Origin of the sequence: Brevibacillus brevis NBRC 100599 (assembly GCF_000010165.1) — a bacterium.
In the GTDB taxonomy this organism is placed as follows: Bacteria; Bacillota; Bacilli; order Brevibacillales; family Brevibacillaceae; genus Brevibacillus; species Brevibacillus brevis_D.
The window spans coordinates 679,875-696,843 of record NC_012491.1 but is presented as its reverse complement, the minus strand read 5'-3'; the positions used below and the strand labels follow the sequence as shown (position 1 = coordinate 696,843).

At 46.7% G+C, this 16,969-nt stretch carries 20 protein-coding genes; 6 read left to right on the top strand and 14 right to left on the bottom strand.

All coding sequences use genetic code 11. The features are described 5' to 3' along the window. Positions 1 to 112 precede the first annotated feature (112 nt). On the top strand, positions 113 to 1,612 hold the full coding sequence (locus tag BBR47_RS03705) for an IMP dehydrogenase (RefSeq protein WP_012684407.1): 1,500 nt from the start codon (positions 113 to 115) through the stop codon (positions 1,610 to 1,612). Between the two features lie 46 nt (positions 1,613 to 1,658). On the opposite strand, the gene BBR47_RS03700 is transcribed toward BBR47_RS03705, so the two are convergent. The 14 genes from BBR47_RS03700 to BBR47_RS03640 form a co-directional block, all read right to left on the bottom strand. Further along, positions 1,659 to 2,750 (bottom strand): GerAB/ArcD/ProY family transporter, encoded by a 1,092-nt coding sequence (locus BBR47_RS03700; RefSeq protein WP_012684406.1) that lies wholly within the window; start codon positions 2,748 to 2,750, stop codon positions 1,659 to 1,661. Positions 2,751 to 2,787: 37 nt separating this feature from the next. Beyond that, positions 2,788 to 3,021 (bottom strand): hypothetical protein, encoded by a 234-nt coding sequence (locus BBR47_RS03695; protein ID WP_012684405.1) that lies wholly within the window; start codon positions 3,019 to 3,021, stop codon positions 2,788 to 2,790. A gap of 69 nt (positions 3,022 to 3,090) precedes the next feature. Beyond that, positions 3,091 to 4,293 carry a Ger(x)C family spore germination protein gene (locus tag BBR47_RS03690; RefSeq protein ID WP_012684404.1) on the bottom strand — a complete coding sequence of 401 codons (1,203 nt, stop codon included), beginning with the start codon at positions 4,291 to 4,293 and terminating at the stop codon, positions 3,091 to 3,093. Between the two features lie 52 nt (positions 4,294 to 4,345). Further along, complete coding sequence (locus BBR47_RS03685; protein ID WP_012684403.1) at positions 4,346 to 5,857, bottom strand: spore germination protein; 1,512 nt, start codon at positions 5,855 to 5,857, stop codon at positions 4,346 to 4,348. A gap of 125 nt (positions 5,858 to 5,982) precedes the next feature. Beyond that, a complete protein-coding gene (locus tag BBR47_RS03680; protein WP_012684402.1) occupies positions 5,983 to 6,957 on the bottom strand; it encodes an aldo/keto reductase in 975 nt (324 codons plus the stop codon). Between the two features lie 75 nt (positions 6,958 to 7,032). Continuing rightward, complete coding sequence (locus BBR47_RS03675) at positions 7,033 to 7,839, bottom strand: sigma-70 family RNA polymerase sigma factor (protein WP_012684401.1); 807 nt, start codon at positions 7,837 to 7,839, stop codon at positions 7,033 to 7,035. 22 nt (positions 7,840 to 7,861) lie between these two features. Next, positions 7,862 to 8,443: a lytic transglycosylase domain-containing protein gene (locus BBR47_RS03670; RefSeq protein ID WP_012684400.1), complete on the bottom strand. Its 582-nt coding sequence runs from the start codon at positions 8,441 to 8,443 to the stop codon at positions 7,862 to 7,864. Next, positions 8,437 to 9,012: a dTMP kinase gene (locus BBR47_RS03665; RefSeq protein WP_012684399.1), complete on the bottom strand. Its 576-nt coding sequence runs from the start codon at positions 9,010 to 9,012 to the stop codon at positions 8,437 to 8,439. The genes BBR47_RS03670 and BBR47_RS03665 overlap by 7 nt, the downstream gene beginning before the upstream one ends. Positions 9,013 to 9,016: 4 nt before the next feature. After that, the gene (locus tag BBR47_RS03660) at positions 9,017 to 9,436 is read right to left on the bottom strand and encodes a hypothetical protein (protein WP_041749232.1); all 420 of its coding nucleotides are present in this window, start codon (positions 9,434 to 9,436) and stop codon (positions 9,017 to 9,019) included. Positions 9,437 to 9,473: 37 nt separating this feature from the next. Continuing rightward, positions 9,474 to 10,028, bottom strand: coding sequence for a sigma-70 family RNA polymerase sigma factor (locus tag BBR47_RS03655; RefSeq protein ID WP_012684397.1), 555 nt, complete (start codon positions 10,026 to 10,028; stop codon positions 9,474 to 9,476). A gap of 68 nt (positions 10,029 to 10,096) precedes the next feature. Beyond that, complete coding sequence (locus BBR47_RS03650) at positions 10,097 to 10,345, bottom strand: hypothetical protein (RefSeq protein ID WP_041749231.1); 249 nt, start codon at positions 10,343 to 10,345, stop codon at positions 10,097 to 10,099. A 1-nt stretch (position 10,346) separates the two neighbouring features. Next, a complete protein-coding gene (locus tag BBR47_RS31130; protein WP_012684395.1) occupies positions 10,347 to 10,514 on the bottom strand; it encodes a hypothetical protein in 168 nt (55 codons plus the stop codon). Between the two features lie 90 nt (positions 10,515 to 10,604). Next, the gene (locus BBR47_RS03645; protein ID WP_012684394.1) at positions 10,605 to 10,865 is read right to left on the bottom strand and encodes a hypothetical protein; all 261 of its coding nucleotides are present in this window, start codon (positions 10,863 to 10,865) and stop codon (positions 10,605 to 10,607) included. A 93-nt stretch (positions 10,866 to 10,958) separates the two neighbouring features. Continuing rightward, positions 10,959 to 11,213, bottom strand: coding sequence for a hypothetical protein (locus tag BBR47_RS03640; protein ID WP_041749230.1), 255 nt, complete (start codon positions 11,211 to 11,213; stop codon positions 10,959 to 10,961). Positions 11,214 to 11,347: 134 nt separating this feature from the next. Between BBR47_RS03640 and BBR47_RS03635 the strand changes: the two genes are divergently transcribed. The 5 genes from BBR47_RS03635 (at position 11,348) to BBR47_RS03615 (ending at position 16,964) form a co-directional block, all read left to right on the top strand. After that, positions 11,348 to 11,779, top strand: a complete 432-nt coding sequence (locus BBR47_RS03635; RefSeq protein ID WP_012684392.1) for a hypothetical protein — start codon at positions 11,348 to 11,350, stop codon at positions 11,777 to 11,779. A 104-nt stretch (positions 11,780 to 11,883) separates the two neighbouring features. Beyond that, the gene (locus tag BBR47_RS03630; protein WP_041749229.1) at positions 11,884 to 12,735 is read left to right on the top strand and encodes a hypothetical protein; all 852 of its coding nucleotides are present in this window, start codon (positions 11,884 to 11,886) and stop codon (positions 12,733 to 12,735) included. A 169-nt stretch (positions 12,736 to 12,904) separates the two neighbouring features. Then, a complete protein-coding gene (locus BBR47_RS03625) occupies positions 12,905 to 13,309 on the top strand; it encodes a hypothetical protein (RefSeq protein WP_012684390.1) in 405 nt (134 codons plus the stop codon). Between the two features lie 98 nt (positions 13,310 to 13,407). Beyond that, positions 13,408 to 13,638 (top strand): hypothetical protein, encoded by a 231-nt coding sequence (locus tag BBR47_RS03620; protein ID WP_012684389.1) that lies wholly within the window; start codon positions 13,408 to 13,410, stop codon positions 13,636 to 13,638. Between the two features lie 59 nt (positions 13,639 to 13,697). Continuing rightward, a complete protein-coding gene (locus BBR47_RS03615) occupies positions 13,698 to 16,964 on the top strand; it encodes a hypothetical protein (RefSeq protein WP_041749227.1) in 3,267 nt (1,088 codons plus the stop codon). The last annotated feature ends 5 nt before the right edge of the window (positions 16,965 to 16,969 follow it).

Here is a 16,969-nt window from a genome sequence, read left to right as displayed (position 1 = left end):
ACTCCTTCTAACGATTCCCTATTGACGTTGTCGTACTTCACGGTTAACATGGTAAAAATTTCTCTATTAAAGAAGCAGTTCAAAAATCAATTTCACCTAGGAGGAGAGAATCGTGGCTTTTTATTACACAGAACCATCTCGGACGTTTAATGAGTTTTTGCTGTTGCCAAATCTCACCACAAAAGAATGCACACCGAACAATGTGGACTTATCCACTCCGATTACCAAGTATAAAAAAGGTGAAAAGCCTGCCATCTCACTAAACATACCGTTCTCATCAGCAGTCATGCAAGCAGTTTCCGACCATCATATGGCGGTCGCATTGGCTAGATGTGGCGGTATTTCGTTTATTTTTGGCTCCCAGTCCATCGAGAGCCAAGCAACCATGGTTCGCAAAGCAAAAGGCTACAAGGCTGGTTTCGTCGTGAGCCGTTCCAATCTGACGCCAAGCCATACGCTGAAAGACATTTTGGAATTGAAAGAGGCGACAGGCCACTCCACCGTTGCCATTACGGAAGATGGTACGGCAAAAGGCAAGCTGCTCGGAATCGTAACCGGTCGCGATTATCGCATCAGTCGCGACTCTCAGGACAAACTCGTCAGCGACATCATGACACCATTCTCGAAGCTGATCTATGGCAAATCCGGCATCACGCTCTCCGAAGCCAACGACCTGATCTGGGAGCACAAGCTCAACTGCTTGCCAATCGTAGATGAAAATCAAAATCTCGACTTCCTCGTTTTCCGCAAGGACTACGATTCCCGCAAAAACAATCCGCTGTCCCTTTTGGACGCGAACAAGAGCTATATCGTTGGTGCCGGTATCAATACAAAGGACTACAAGGAGCGCGTTCCTGCGTTGGTGGAAGCAGGCGTTGATATCCTGGTCATCGACTCCTCCGATGGCTTCAGCGAATGGCAGCGCGAGACGGTTCAATTTGTAAAAGAAAACTTCAATGTTCCGATCGGTGCAGGTAACGTCGTCGATAAGGAAGGCTTCCGCTATCTCGTGGAATCGGGCGCAGATTTCATTAAAGTAGGGATCGGCGGCGGTTCCATCTGCATCACCCGTGAGCAAAAAGGAATCGGACGCGGTCAAGCCTCTTCCCTCATTGAAGTGGCAGCAGCTCGCGACGAGTACTTCAAGGAAACAGGCATTTACGTTCCGCTCTGCTCCGACGGCGGAATCGTACACGACTACCACGTGACACTGGCTTTGGCTATGGGTGCAGACTTTGTCATGCTGGGACGTTACTTCGCTCGCTTCGACGAAAGCCCGACCAAAAAAGTGAAGATCGGCAACAACTTCGTGAAAGAATACTGGGGAGAAGGCTCCAACCGCGCTCGCAACTGGCAACGCTATGACACTGGCGGCAAAAGCAGTCTCGTCTTTGAAGAAGGCGTAGACTCCTACGTACCATACGCAGGAAGCCTGCGCGAGAACATAGACCGTACCTTGAGCAAAATCAAATCGACCATGTGCAATTGCGGGTCGCTCTCCATCTCAGAGCTTCAGCAAAAAGCGCGAATCACCGTCATCTCTGCTACCAGCTTGGTAGAAGGCGGCGCACATGACGTTATCTTGAAAGAAAGCAGCATGGCTGCTGAGTAATACAATCGGCGCGTAATCACAAAAAACCAGTCTGCAGCTCACAGTGCTAGCAGACTGGTTTTTTTCTTAAGGCCCCTACACTCAGCAAGAGAACGGGCAAGAACAAACCGTACGTCAAGGAATAAGGCATCCAAATTTCTGAAACGAAAGTATCAAAATACGGGCGGTTAGGCATCGTCGCCAATGCCACCACAATCATGATCATCCCCAGTGGCAGTGTCAATTGGCGGTAATCTCGCAACCCCATTGTATACGCGATTCCACAGCTCGTCGCATAATAGCAAATAGTAATTTTGACAAAAAGCGTGATAAACCAGATGACGGCCATCAACACTTCTATTCGCTCCAAAAAATTACCGATACTGATTTTTTGTGCAAGTGTGTAGCTTGGGTAGGCGAGTAGCACAGTAATATCGGCGCCTAAAACTAGGATTGCCACAGAAGTAATCATCGTCAGGCAAAAATTCGCGAAAAGAATGCCCCAGATATAAGCTTTGGCAGCACGCGCTGGTCTTTGTACCAAGGGAAACATCACGATCAGAATGACCGTTTCCAGCAAATAACCCACGTATCGGAAGTTCCCCCCGATAACCGGAGCGATTCCATGCGCAACCACAGGCTTCAGATTTTCTATTTTGATCTGGGGGGAGATAAATGCGATCAAGACAAAAAAAAGCAACAGAAAATACGGAAACAACAGCTCACCCACTCGAGAAAAGGCTTCTGGTCCACTGCGGACCCCCATAACGATGATCACCAAAAAAAGGACAAGAATAATTTCAATGGGGGTCTCCTGCATAATCTGCGTCGTGACAAAATCGCCAATCTCCATCAGCATGAGCGAAGCGTCGATGAAGAAGTAGGTGATGAACAAAACAGCCACCGCTTTCCCCATCCACTTTCCCAATATTTCCTCGCTGAACTGAAAGATAGACTTGTTCGGATACCGCATACTCAGCGAAACATACAGGTAGGTTAAAAGAAAGCCTTCCCCCCACCCCATGAAGGCGGAGATCCAGGCGTCCTGTTTGGCAGCGGTAGCAGTAAGGGATGGTACGTACAAAATCGCATCACCAATCCCGAAGAGCGCCACGAGTATCATGAATTGCCTTGCGCTAATATGACCGTTGTCTATCAATTCCTCTCGCTCCCCCGCCTCGCTGCTGGCTACTGCTTCATTCCACAGTTCCCAAAATGAAGTCGCTGAATGGTTTATAGACAAATGTGATCCAGTCTAACGGGTTGGGAATATTCACCTTAAGCGATTCGGCTATCCCAAGTCCCGTCCCAACTACAAGCAAAATGAAGAAAACCAGCATTTCCTTTTTCATCGCGTTCCTTCTCAAATAAGGCACCTCAAAGAGGGCAATGAGTAGACTGATCAGAAAAATCAATATGATGGTCCACATGCTGTGCCGTGCACCTACTTTTTTTGCAGGATTACCTTTACCATTTCCATGGATGGAAAAAGTTATGCTCTACTCCTTTTTCATGAAAGGAATAAACGAATTGCCCACTTTTCCTGTCCGCCTGAGCTTCACGTCTGTTTTGATTTTCACTTTCAGGTTGGGGAATTGAGAATCCCAATCCTCTTTTACCTTTTCCCACCCTTTGGGGTCATTTTTGTAGATCGACTGGCCAAATCCAAAAACATCCGATCGGTATTGCTTTTGCGCTTTATGGATGGCGCTTACGATTTTGCCTCGGATCTGCTTTTCTACGTCAGCTTCCAATTTGTAGATCGTTTTGGGATCGGACAAATCGTTGCTGCATGCTACCTCGCCCACATTGCCTTCTGCGAAAATGCTCACTTCCACTTGTGGTTTGCCTTTTTCCACCTTGCCATTGACAGTTGTTTTGCTTCGGATGATCTCAATGACAATTTTATTGTTTTTATCACAAGGAATTTCTTCTACTGTACTGTCCACCCTGTCTGTGATGTAGCTGAATCCGATGCTTTCCTCTTCGTTAAACCATCCACGTAGCTTGTCTCCTTTGAAGACACCGATTTCGTGGTACCTCAACAGCGATGACTGGCTTTCCTTTTGGGAATTCCCCCCAGAAGTCCCCATATGTACCTTCCCTTTCGAATTAACGCCTACCAACACTGGCTCGATCCCATCCCGTAGCAAATCCGCAATAAATTCATCCAATTGAATGGAGACAATCGATCCCCAGGCACTCTCTGCTGTTTCCAAGCTTTTATAGAGCTTCGTCGCCGGGATTTTTTCCAGTGGATCGATCATACTGAGAATTTGTAGTGCTGTCGCGTCCTTGGCTAGAATGACATAAAAATCAGGCCGTACCTCATGATCGCGAAATAACAAATCCAGCACTTCCTTAGCCCCTTCTTTTGCTATCTGCTCCCCCAAAACCAGCACCTGGATATGGGAAAAGTAAAGCCTTCTCGGGGTTACCGTTGTCATTTTCCGGATTCCCTCAAAAATGCTGGATGCCCGCATGCTGTAAGTCGCAACAGATGATTGGTTCATCCCCCCGCCCTCCTTTGACGCTACCCCTCCCGGATTGACGATTTGGGTGGATATCACGTACTCTCCGTCAATCTTGTCGATACCTGTTCCCATGACGATCGCCAAATCATTCAATTCTCTACGGTTCCAGCAGCCTGTCAACAAAACAAGAAGAGCCAGGGTCAGTAGGAACACCCCTTTTCGTTTCATGCCGTCTCCACCTCGGTTCATCATTTTTCATCACCTCGGCACGATACTTGCGCTATATTTTACTTTTTCGTTCTCTGACGCTGTTTTTCTGGCGCAAAAAATGGGGACGCGTATGCATCATCCAGATAGGAATCCGAAGCAGCGTATCCTTTTGATCGGCCAGATTCACAGGGGCCAGCGGAGCCATATACGGGACACCAAACGAGCGCAAGGTGCATAGGTGAATGCACAAGGCGATCATCCCCACAAATATGCCGATAAAACCAAAGCTGGCGGCAAGTGCTATCAAGCCAAACCGCAACAGTCGAATTGGAATGGACATGGAAAAGGAAGGGAAGACAAAGCTGGTAATTGCCGTAATGGAAACGACGATGACCGTAGCGGGTGAAACCAATCCTGCCTGCACAGCCGCTTCCCCCAGCACAAGTGCTCCCACGATGGATATTGCTGATCCAACCGCCCTCGGCATGCGCACTCCTGCCTCTCGCAGCATTTCAAAGGTAAACTCCATCAACAGTGCCTCGACTGCAGCAGGGAATGGCACTCCTTCACGCTGGGCTGCTATGCTCATGAGCAGGTTCGTTTGCAACATTTCCTGATGAAAGGTGGTAATAGCAACATAAATGGATGGACCAAGCAAAGCGATAAAAAAAGAAATAAACCGCAAAATACGTAGGATCCCAAAATCTGCACGCATGTAATAGTCCTCTGGAGACTGGAAGAATTGGACAAAGACGGCTGGTACCAACAAAACAATCGGTGTACCGTCCACCAGAATGGCGACGCGCCCTTCCAGCAGCCCGGCTGCCACTGAGTCTGGACGCTCTGTATTGTAGATGGTCGGAAACGGCGTGAAGGTATGGTCCTGAATCATTTCTTCAATGTTCCCGCTCTCCAAAATTCCGTCGATCTCAATCTTTCCCAGCCGCTCTTTTACTTCTGCCACTACGCTGTCCTGCACGACTCCTTTTATATACATCATGGCGACTTTGGTCTGTGTCATGTCCCCGATCTGCACGGTCTCCAACCAAAGATTGCGATTATTGATCCGCCTGCGCACCAAAGCCGTATTGGTTCGGAGGTTTTCCGAAAACGCTTCTCTGGAACCCCGAACCACCGTTTGCACGGAAGTCTCCTGAACACCACGATCTTCCCACTGCTTCGTATTTGCGATAAATCCGTTGGAATATCCATCTACCAAAATAACGGTATCCCCCGTCAATAGCGCATCATACAAATGGTCAAAGTCATAGACCTCTTCCACTCCACCAATCGTCAGCAGGAAATCCTTCATTAGTATCAATGATCTTTCTTCGCACTCGGCTTCCGCCGGGATGTGCGCTTTTTTTGCATGGAGCATCAGAGACTCCATGAGGCTGCTAATCATATTTTTATCGACCAGACCCTCGGTGTACAAAATCCCTACCACAATCTGATCAACTGCTTCCAGACGTACTTGCCTCGTCACGAGATCCGTGCTGTTACCCAGCTCTTTTTTCACCTTTTCCAGATTTTCGTCCAACGAGCAATGAAAAGGCGCGGATTGTTTTTTTGTATCCATCATTTCGAATCACTCTTTTTCCAGTTCGGGATATGTTTACTATCCCTCATGGCTGTGGGGTCTATGCTGAACGCAAAAAAGCCCCCTGTTCAAGGAGGCTTTGGGACTGAACATGTTAGTCATCATTGTTACGGCAAACGATATACGGCAAATGGTTCCCCATTTCGATACGTATCGCTCAATCGGTCTAGCTCTGCCAAGGTCGCTTCATCCAACGCCAACGCTGTACTTTGCAAATTATCCGTAAGCTGCCCTACACTGGTCACACCCACGATCACCGAAGAGACAGCCGGCTTGTGCATAAGCCAAGCCAGAGACAGCACACTGGAGGATACACCTAGCTCCGCCGCTATCCGACTGATTTTACGTCCAAACTCCAGCTTGTCTTCACTTAACAACCGGACGAAACGCGGCTCCTTGTCCGCCCGCGAACCAGCCGGAGCCTGTTCTGCGGAGGTATATTTGCCTGTCAAAATTCCGCCAGCAAGCGGGAAGTACGGAATGATTCCCACCCCTTGATCAAGACAAAGCGGTACGAGTTCACGCTCCGGTGTCCGATCTGCCAATGAGTAGCTCACCTGTGTCGATATGTATCGATTCAGCCCTTCCCGCTGACTGATGCCAATTGCCTTCATCAATTCCCAGGCCGCATAGTTGGAAGCCCCGATGTAACGCACTTTCCCGGATCGAACCATGTCATCTAGTGCGCGGAGTGTTTCTTCCAAAGGTGTCTCTGGATCAAACGTATGAATTTGATATAAGTCCACATAGTCGGTGCGCAAACGCTTCAAGCTGTTCTCCAGCTCCAGCATCAGGTGGTATCGCGATGAGCCTCTCTGATTTGGTCCTTCGCCTTTTACCAAACCAGCCTTCGTCGCCAAAACGACCTCGTGCCTTTTCCCTTCAAGAGCCAGCCCAATGATTCGCTCCGATTCTGTTTGCGTGTAAATATTTGCCGTATCAATAAAGGTCATCCCGTTTTCGATTGCGGTATGAATGATGTTTACAGACGTTTGCTCATCCGCACGCCCTCCGAATGAGTTCGTACCTAATCCCAATGCCGATACCTTCAATCCACTGCCACCGAGTCGGTAGTATTTCATATTGTGATCGACCTCTTTTCATAATAGGAGTGCTCCTCTATTATCTCCTATTTGAGTGGGGATTGAAAAATAAGATTAGGAAAGTGTATTTTTCGAAATATTCTGTATTTTTTTCATAGTCCTTGATACACACATTTGGGATACATTTAAAAATTCTGCTGTTTGTGTCTGATTGTAGCCTGCCATCCTTAGTTGTAGGACTTGCCACTCTTTTAATGAAATTTGATTTTGCAGTTGCGCAAGCAAAGCAGTAACATATAGCTTGTCCAGCACGTACTCTTCCACGTCTCGTCCTTCGTCCTTCAAGACATCCATAGCGGTGGCAGCTTCATGGCTAGAAGCGGATGCCTTCAAAAATGGCTCTTGTAAATACTTCACAGGTCTCCCGACATCCAGCGCTTTTTTGATCTGTTCCACATTTTCACCCAACAGTAGGGACAATTCTTCTATGGTAGGAAGATATCCTAGGTCTGCTTCTATTTTACTGATGTGATGGAGAATCGTTGTTGCCGTTCTAGTCGGCCGTACAATATTTCCGCTATCTCGCAAAAAGCAGTTGATCTCCCTCACAATCGTTATGACTGCAAAGGACGAAAACTTCACGCCTCTTGCTATATCAAAGGCTTTGATAGCCTTGATGATTCCCATTCTCCCCAATTGCAAAATATCCGCTTTTTCCAAACAATATTGCTTCACTAATGTCTCCGGCTTTCCGATATATTTGTGCACAGAATGCCAAATGAGCTCTTCATTTGCGAGTATAACTTCACCTAGATACTCACTGTCTTCCTTGCAGCGGCGAATATTCTCCATGTTATACAAGGAGTATTGTTCTTTTTTCTTGCCCAATCTCTGATTTACGAACACAGCATGCTCACTCATAATACCTCCTCCCAGCCTATCTTTATGATTCTCTTAATAAGCCGCTCATTTTTTTGTAGTGGGCCATGACTTTTGTATAGTAGCCATCGTGATAACGATTTCGGCCGACATTTCCCTCGCCTTGGTTATAGGCGATGATACTTAAACGAAGGTTTCCATATTTCTTTTGCAAGAGATCTACATACTTGATACCCGTTTGTAAATTGATCACGGGATCAAATAGGTCATCAGGGTGAACTCCCAGCCAGCTTCCTGTACGTGGCATGATTTGTAATAATCCTCTTGCCCCCTTGCCGGAGATCGCGTCGTGCTGAAAACGGCTTTCCTGCCAGATCATCGCCATGATCAAAAGCGGATCTATTTCGTATTGCTCAGATAATCTAAAAATCGTTTCTGTATAAAGCTCGACTGTAGCTTTATCAAGTCTTGGTGCAACCTGTGTGATTACGTTGGAAAGCTCCTTTTTTCTATGCCACTGCCTATCTATGTCCCCGGCCAGCTTCACCACAGGATGAACTTCCGACAGTCCCTTTTCTACGGCTGGCAGTACAGCATTTGCGGGAATGAACACTGCGGCAACAATGCCGATAAGCTTTGTTAGCACGTAACTCGCTTTTTCAGATGTAGCTGATGGACCACTTGCAGAATGTTTTTCTGCATTCTCTCCACGCCGATTGCCGTATCCAGTGTATGTACCGATCGGCGCGAAGCATGGGCAAGGGAAAGATAGGCTTCCTGCACCTTTAGCAGCATGGCATGATTCGCATCTACTTCGGTTCGCAGAAAAAAGGTTGCATCAGGTCGCTTCGTCAAATCACTCATCGTGGCATACCAGGAAAGGGGAGTATCTTTTATATAGAAGTAGTAGTAATTGGACAGTTCATAATGATCCATGATGATAAAATCAACGTTCTCCTTCGAAAGCCTCGCCATTTCTCGCTGATAGTCCAGAAAGTCCGCTTCAAAAAGCTTTCCTACCGCTTTCTCATCCAGCTCAATTTCGCAGCGAAGCCACATGCCAATGACCGCTCCGATCGGGGTATCTAAACGCGGAAATGATACTCTTTTCACTTTATATCCGAGGCATCTCAAATTTTCTTCCAGCAACGCCGCTTGGGCTTCCTTCGCATTGGCATCAATTCCTTCGAAAGCGACAATCGTGGGCTGTCTCATGGCACTACTCCGTCTCCTCATTTGTCGAGATTTCCTCTGCTGCTTCACGAAGCTTTTTCTCTGCTTCAAGCTCAGCAGCCTGAGTTGCCAGATGATCTGCTAGCATTTGCTCGAATTCTTCCTTTGTAATCTCAAAAATCTCGGAGTCGAGTGGGTTTACCGTGTATCCCATACCGTCGGTCAGTAAAAAGTTTGTGTAGGTCAACGGCTCCTCACGAAACTCCTGCTTTTCGTAATCGAAAGCAATGACTGCTTTTTCAATGCCCGCTACGCAACCGCCGAACCAGATATTTACCTCTTCTTCTCCACCTTCGGCTGTAGGTGTTGTATGCATATTGGTCGGAACGTGTACATATTTTCCAATGACCTGATGGGAGAACTCCTCAGTTAATTCCTCATTCATCTTTTTCAACAAAACTGCCATGCTGGATCATTCCTTTTCATCGATTATTTGTGTATGTCTACAGCTCACCGTACTGCTTCAAAATTGCCTTGATGATTTGACACACTCTTTCCTTGCTGATATTGAATCTCTGGCCAATTTCCTCATGGTAATAGCCTTCGCTTCTCATCTGGAGAATCAGCTTGTCTCGCGTGGACAGCTTCATATACTCCATGATGTCGAGCATCATTTCTACTTCCTCATATCGAAACTCCTCACTCGGAGCGGCAATACGGCTGATCATCGTTTCCTCTTCATTCTCATCTCCGCTAGAGACTAGAACTGCATTACTGTTTGTCAGGTTTTTTTGCGTGCCGGCTTTTCGCAAGCAGTCGCGAATTTTATTCGTAATCACATGATCGACAAAGGTAGTCACTCTGGCTTTTTCCTGATCGTAATCCTTCATCGTCCGATACACCTTTAAGAGAACCTCCTGGACGACATCATCATGAGTCATTCCAGCAAACGTCATCCCTGTCAGCTTGGCTTCACAGTTTTCCTTGGCCTTCTGCAAAAAATCATCGACTTTCCCTGCGAAAAATAACTCATCCATTTGGTGAAGTTGATCTGTCATGAACTTCATCCCCTCCTCATGCTCCTATTCATAGTTGCTCTATCACACTAGGTAATGGGAGGAGGGTTTTAGCAACCAGCTTTCAAAATTTTTTTCGGGCAAGTTTGCAAGGTACCAGCCGTGAATACTTTTCCATTCAAAATCTTCCAAGAAGCACACTGACGCTTGAAGTACCATTGGCAATCGCGGCAAATGTCATGAACCACACAGCGACAAGTCATGGGCACGACATCCTGTTCCTTTGCTGACATCAAGATGTCATTGACTGTCATTTTCTTTTGGCAGGCTTTTTCATAATCACATCCCTGACAGGCCATGTTACTCACCGATCCTGACAATCCCAATTCCTTTTAGGGACGCAGGATTCACTTGAACATGCTCGCGAAAGAACTCTTCCAAAACGGCTATGGGGGTGTCTTGGGTCGACGTATATTTCATGACCTGGACCTGCTCTCCATCTGCCGAAAAACTAATCTGATAGTACATGGTTTCTCCCCTCCTTTTGCTTCTTGTTGAATCTATACGAAGCGCTTTGGGATGAATTAAGCGGATTTTGGAAATAAAAAAACCAGCCGTTTATTCCAGCTGGTCCTCTACATATAATTCCTCTATCATTTCCTCTGTGATATTCATCTTCCCAAATTCCTGACAAACTTTTTGCAGTCCAAGCAACAAGGAAGTATTTTCTGTGAAAATCTCGTTCAGATCCATTCCCAACATGCCAAGCGCGTCACTGAGCTCCTCCCAGCCTTCGCGATCGATATCCTCTCCTAGTAGAAATTCAGCTAATGCAGCAACAATGACGACATACAATACGGCTTTTTTGGAATCTCTCATTCTTATCCCTCCATTCTTATTCGTTGGAAATAGAATAGACAGTTTGGAATGAGTTATCTCCCTTTCAAAAGAAAAAGCCCGCTGTGGACGGGCTTACTTTACATCTGCAATGATTTTTTGAATCAAACTTTCATCAATCAAATGGCTGGCTACTGTCAATGCCTTTGCCATTCGCTCCTTATCTCCATCAAAAACCTCGTGGATAATGTGACGCACACTTTCTTCATTCAGCATGAAGTTCTTAGCCATCGCCATAATCCCAACAACGGCTTCATGATCTTCGAGCGCCTTCGCAGAAACTTTTTCCTTTGTTTGTTTAATGATGATTTGTATCTGATCACTTCGCAATGTTATGACCTCCTGGCTTCTATACGAACCAATTATGTATTTCAAGGGAGACATCCTCCCTATCTGTCTAATCTATGAACGTGGAAGGAGCACATCTTGTTTCAAAAATCCCTAGAAAAGGAGGTGAATCATTCATGGTTGTCGACCTCTACCACCATCTCTATGAACTACTTTCTACGGATAGTCAGTTGCTCGCATTACTCGGAATTGCTCCAGAAGACAAGGACTCCCTATCCAAGCAGATTATCAAGCGAAGAAAACTAGCTCCGCTATCTGATGTTGCGAAGCCGCTCCTTTCCTTCTACGCAACCTCTGGAAAGCGCGACACCCATAATCCGCTCCTTCTCACCAGCTTTTTCCGATTAGATGTAATCACGCCTGGCAATATCGAGCTAGCGCATCAAATCGCGAACCACCTTTTCCATCTATTAGACGGCAAAAGCTTATCGATGAATGGAATAGAAGGTTTGGACATGTACGTTGTCTCGCAGCAGGAATCCGATACGGGTCATTCCTCTACGTACTGCTTCACACTGGTCACGAAGTTTACTTTGCAAGTTTGTTAGACATTTCAAAACCCCGTCTATCCTATGACAAGCTGATCGCGATTCCCTTTTCACACGATTCAGCAACAGCACACAAATCCCCTATCTAGAAGGAGTGACTTTCATTGTCTAAAAAAATGATTATCAAAGGTGTCGGTCAATTTCTTGCCAAACGCGCTTCCAAGGATGGAAATGGCGTCGAAGTCATTACGCTTGGTAATATGCAGGACCTGAAAATTGACATGAATGTTGAAATGGAGGATATCTTTGGCGGCGATGGACTCTTCGCCATTGACACTCTCGTCAAATCGAAAAGCATTGAGATTACCGCAACGGATGCCAAATTTGATTTGGCGGCTCTCGAGCTGATGATGGGCTCCAAGCTGCAAGAGCAAAAGAGCGACTATGTATATGTACTGGGTGAGCAAAAAGCAGTCACTACTGGCAGCCTGGATCGCACAGGATCCACTGGTGGCGCTGGTGTTTGTGAAGTCGAGTTTGGCGACAAGCTCTTCAACGGTGGCGGATTTGCTGTTCGTCTAAAAAATAGTAATCGCCTTTTGAAACAAGTGAAGTTGAGCACGTCTGCTGCGCCACAAGCTGATGAGTTCATGGTGGATACTTTCAATGACGGCAGCGATACCAAAACTCGTTTGATCTTCTCTCCTGCCCTGCTCAATGAAGATGTGGTCTTCAACTATCAGCGAATCGAAACCGTAGACGTGGTCGACATTTTGATGGATGAAGTGCCATTCCCGGTTCATGTCGTCCATCACGGCTCCTTCCTGCAAAAGGACGGAACCTATGCAGGCATTGAAACAGAGCTGTTCTCCTGCATGGCAAAAGGCAGCTTCTCGATCGATGCAGCACGCTCCACAGCCAGCACTTCCGCTATTTCCTTGTCCGTTATTGATCCAGAGCGAGCAGATGGCAAGCTAGGCAGTGTGAAACGCTTCGTGTCTAACAAAAAAGTGTAACTCTTTCGAGGGTGATCAGGCTGAGTGGAGAGCTCCGTGCTCTTCGCTCTTGCCTTGTATTTTTTCAAAGGGAATAACTTACAACGAATCATAGCGAACGACAACGCATTTTAGCAAGTAGATATATTTAACAAATACAATCTAGCATTGTTCTAGGAGGGATTCTTCCGTGCTAAACCACCAAGAAGATTTGGAAAAAAAACACGCAGAGATGATGAACCAGGAAGCTGTAGAGCGGATCAAAAAACAGCAGGAGGCTGATCTGATAGAGGCTATTTTCTTTGAAGATGATAGTGAAATCAGGCTGCGTGACGGCAAAACCTACCGGATTCCGCCTGTGACCTTAAAAGACGCCCGCATCCTGATGAAAAAGCTAGGAACCGTTCATATCGACGCGATTATCCTTAATTTTCTCCCGTACGAAAACAAGGAAGAAGACTTGTTCGATATCCTGCTTCTGGGCTTTCGCAACTACCCTACTGTTACTCGGGAGTACTTGGATGAACATTGTGATTTGGAGACGGCCAAAAAGCTTATTAACATTCTCATTGGTCTAAACGGCTTAAAAAAGTAGAGAGTGGCGAGGGTGACAGTTCCACCATTCGCGATACGGAATCTGGTGAGCCACTTGATTGGGGCGATCTATTTTTTCATCTCCACAAGGATTGTGGTTTGAAGAAATGGGATATTTGGGAGTACACCCTTCCCCAAGTAGCAGAATTAATGAAGAGAGTGAACAAATACATTCAATTTGAGGTAGAGACACGCATGGGTTTTCCTTTTATGAGAAGAAAGGGTACGAATTCTGCTGCCAGTTCTCCCCATGCATCTAGTTCGCAAGACTATCAGGAGATTTCCGAAGACGATATTGCCGTACTTGGCAAAGTGTTAGGTGGTCTATAACCCGTTTCTGTCTATTCTAAGACCAGAACGGGATTTTTCTTTTGAGGAAGGTGATATTCATGGAAACTCAACGTTTGACCGATGCCCTCCGCTCTATAACGAATGCTGCACGGAGTTCTGTAGAGCAGTCGGCATCCCCATTTCGAGCCGAGCAAGCTATCCCATTTTTTCAAGCAATGAATCAGCAACTGTATGAATTACGCCAGATGATACGAGACATCGAGTCGAAGCCACTCAGCTTTTCCCGTAAGTACGAGTCTCAGCCAGTTTCCCAGGCTGCTCCTGCTTCCCGGCTGTCCGTTAGTACAGGAGCCATTTCCCCGTTCCGGTTTGCTACTGTCCCTAATGCTCCCGTTAAAAGAACGGAAAAGTCCTACGGCAAAAGAAGCACCCTTTACCCACAAGCATGGGAAGAGGTTGCCGTAGATGTGTTGCAAAACATGATGAGCAACGGCCTTCATACGCTTATCGCCTCGATGGATATCGAAAATTGGGAGTCAGCGAAATCTTTGAACCGCCTGATAAAAAAAGCAGAGCGCAATTTTTTGTTCAAGGATACAAACATGATGGACTTGGCTCAGGCACGCGTTTCAGGACGAACGTCGAATCAGAAACAAGTGGAAGAAGAAGCACATGGCTTGCGCGAATACTTGCGATCAGGAGTCAAGCAAGACCTGCGGGATATCGCGCTAACACATGCCGTCAGCCTTGAAGAAGTAACCAGAGCCTACTATACGTCTTCTCGCCGATCAAATGACCCGCATGTAGCGGTAGCCAATATTCGGGAGAAGGCAGCCATGTTACCAAATGACCCTCTTGCTCCCCAAACCCGGATGCAAACCATCTGGCAGGCAGCCTCCCTTGAAGCATTCGATATTTTTAAAAATCAGCCCCGTAGCTTTCCCGCGCTTTTGTTGCACCTGCTTCAGCGCATGAGGGAAAGTCAGAGCCAATTATCGCTAGCTGTTCGTCTGTTAAAAAATGCTGCGGATCAATACGGAGGAAAAGCCGCCTACGTCAAAGCCCGGCGCAATCTTCATGAAGGAAGTGAGCAGCGAAGACAAGAGCGTGTTACCGCACTGCTTGGTCAATCCTCTTCTCCCTTTACACAAGAAGCGCTGGAGATCCAGTCCTGGCAATTGCAAAATCTGTCTTCCTATCAGGCAGCCCGCACTCGATTGATTCGCAACAGGCTCGAACAGAAAAAGGTCCAAGAGCTGTATCCGCACAATGGCAAATTGTTAAAAGCACTGATTGCAGAAGAGAAAAAGCTGCTGAAACAGTTGCATCTGCTCCGGCTGAAGATGCGCGATGTAGAGCGTCAGGCACATTTGCTCGCCAGCCGAATTCATTTGACCCAGCGGGCATTCGGTGGTTTGCAAAACACGATTACCACCTTGATTCCTGCCGTCACCTCGCTGGACGAGAGACTGCGTGCTCTCTCTGATACGTCTGTTGCTACTGATGAGCAAATCAAGAACATGACCAGTGACTTAAAGCAGCAGGAAAAACAGCTCCAGAAAACACGGGAAGCCTTGAGGGAATTGACAGAAGCACTGTCCACGGCTGTACCCAAACCTCCGAGTGCCGCAGCGGGTCCTCAGGCTGCTCCCTCAGCTCCAGCCGCCAGCAGTTCATCCTCTACCGCAAGCAAACTCCCCCCAGTTGCTGCTGCTCTCCTTTTTGAGGAGTTCTCAGGTGATCTCAAGACGAAGATACAGGAAAAGCTCAAAAAGAAGGATGACAAGAAAGAATCGGACGATACGGAGGACGATACGAATGAGTCAAGCTCCACGCAGGATACCCCACCGAGAGGGAGCGCAGACAGAAATCCACCCCCACCCCCACCCCCACCCCCTCCCCCTCCCCCTCCAAACGAACCACTATGGCGAAAAGGATTAAAAGCCGCCGGGAACTTGTTAAAAGGTGTTGCTCTCGCACGCGTTGCCATGACAGCGGCAGAATTTTTGGATGGCTTAAACACAGATTGGGTGCAACCTATGTTTATGTCCGATACCCAGCGGCAAAGCAGAGTGTTGGAAAATCAAAAAGGCCTCGTGGACAAAATCACGAGTATTGACAAAATGCCTCCTGGTTTAAAGCATCTTTTTTTTGTAGATACCGCCATTACAGGTATTAAAGATAGTTTGATCAACTTACTGGGTGGCACTACTCCTTCATTTAGCGATTACTATAACGCTTTCGAAGCTGCTTCCAAATATGATGACAAAGACCTCACAAATGAGTTAGATAATACCTTCCAGTTAGACAAGAAGGAAGCTCAACTCGAATTCGATAAATACAAAGCTGCGAACAAAAAACGTGAGGAAAAAGACAAGAACTCATTGCTTATCGATATCGATGACAGCGGCTCCAAGCTGGACAATACCCCAATTACTTCATGGGAAGAGGTCAAAACACTCGACCTTGGCAAAGAAGTGGTTGGTCATCACCTGGAAAGCCTCTCTCTAGAGGAAGGCAAGTTAAGATCCGAATTAAAGAGAACGCAGGCTACTCTTAGAAATCAAGGTAAATCCGAAGATTCTCCAGAAATACTGAAAGCCTATGATGATTACTACAGTGGCATTAATACGAAACAGAATGAACACTTAGCCTTTTTCGAAGAGGTATTCGCTAAAATCCCTAAGGGTTCAGATGCCTCTGACGTAGTAGACTCAGTAATCGCTGATATAAAGGCTTCTATCGCCCAAAATAACCTCGATAAAAACAACCATACCTCCGGCACAAAAATTAAATCTGCGATGAGCAAAGTGAGCTCTGACCTGGAAAATAAAGAGCATCAGTATTACATTGACCGAAGCGAAGCAGTCTTAGCTGGTCACAGTTCCAATTCTGAATTCATGAAGAATCTCGAGGAAAAATATTTACGCAGTACGATTGATTCGTTAGATGCAGGGAATTCTGACATGGATTCTCTTTTGGCTGAGTACCAAAACAACGAAACATTAAAGAAAATCATCGAGGACTTTAAAAAAGGCCTCGAAAAAGCCAAATACGACAATCTCGTATCTCTGCACATGTCCAAGCAGCCCACCAAAGGAACCTTCAACATGCCCGACGGCTTGCAGCCACTGACCTACTGGGGCATGCAAACGGCCAATGGAACACATAGCACCTACGACTTTACCTATGGCGGCGACAGCAATGTGAACATTACCATCGCCAACATGAGCGGAACGGAAGCTGACCTCCAACGCCTCGGCTCGACCGTCAGCGAAGCCGTTCGCAATACACAAGCAAGCCTTTCCACCGAATTAAGCCAACAAGTCCGCTCTGGAATCGCCACGAGCTACACGAGATTGTAAGGAGG

Bases quoted from the DNA above. Each gene is read 5' to 3' on its own strand.
- BBR47_RS31130 (WP_012684395.1), bottom strand. From the start codon at position 10,514: ATGTACTATCAGATTAGTTTTTCGGCAGATGGAGAGCAGGTCCAGGTC.
- BBR47_RS03665 (WP_012684399.1), bottom strand. From the start codon at position 9,012: ATGAGACAGCCCACGATTGTCGCTTTCGAAGGAATTGATGCCAATGCG.
- BBR47_RS03635 (WP_012684392.1), top strand. From the start codon at position 11,348: ATGGTTGTCGACCTCTACCACCATCTCTATGAACTACTTTCTACGGAT.
- BBR47_RS03650 (WP_041749231.1), bottom strand. From the start codon at position 10,345: ATGGCCTGTCAGGGATGTGATTATGAAAAAGCCTGCCAAAAGAAAATG.
- BBR47_RS03695 (WP_012684405.1), bottom strand. From the start codon at position 3,021: ATGTGGACCATCATATTGATTTTTCTGATCAGTCTACTCATTGCCCTC.
- BBR47_RS03680 (WP_012684402.1), bottom strand. From the start codon at position 6,957: ATGAAATACTACCGACTCGGTGGCAGTGGATTGAAGGTATCGGCATTG.
- BBR47_RS03690 (WP_012684404.1), bottom strand. From the start codon at position 4,293: ATGAAACGAAAAGGGGTGTTCCTACTGACCCTGGCTCTTCTTGTTTTG.
- BBR47_RS03655 (WP_012684397.1), bottom strand. From the start codon at position 10,028: ATGACAGATCAACTTCACCAAATGGATGAGTTATTTTTCGCAGGGAAA.
- BBR47_RS03675 (WP_012684401.1), bottom strand. From the start codon at position 7,839: ATGAGTGAGCATGCTGTGTTCGTAAATCAGAGATTGGGCAAGAAAAAA.
- BBR47_RS03615 (WP_041749227.1), top strand. From the start codon at position 13,698: ATGGAAACTCAACGTTTGACCGATGCCCTCCGCTCTATAACGAATGCT.
- BBR47_RS03660 (WP_041749232.1), bottom strand. From the start codon at position 9,436: ATGGCAGTTTTGTTGAAAAAGATGAATGAGGAATTAACTGAGGAGTTC.
- BBR47_RS03685 (WP_012684403.1), bottom strand. From the start codon at position 5,857: ATGATGGATACAAAAAAACAATCCGCGCCTTTTCATTGCTCGTTGGAC.
- BBR47_RS03645 (WP_012684394.1), bottom strand. From the start codon at position 10,865: ATGAGAGATTCCAAAAAAGCCGTATTGTATGTCGTCATTGTTGCTGCA.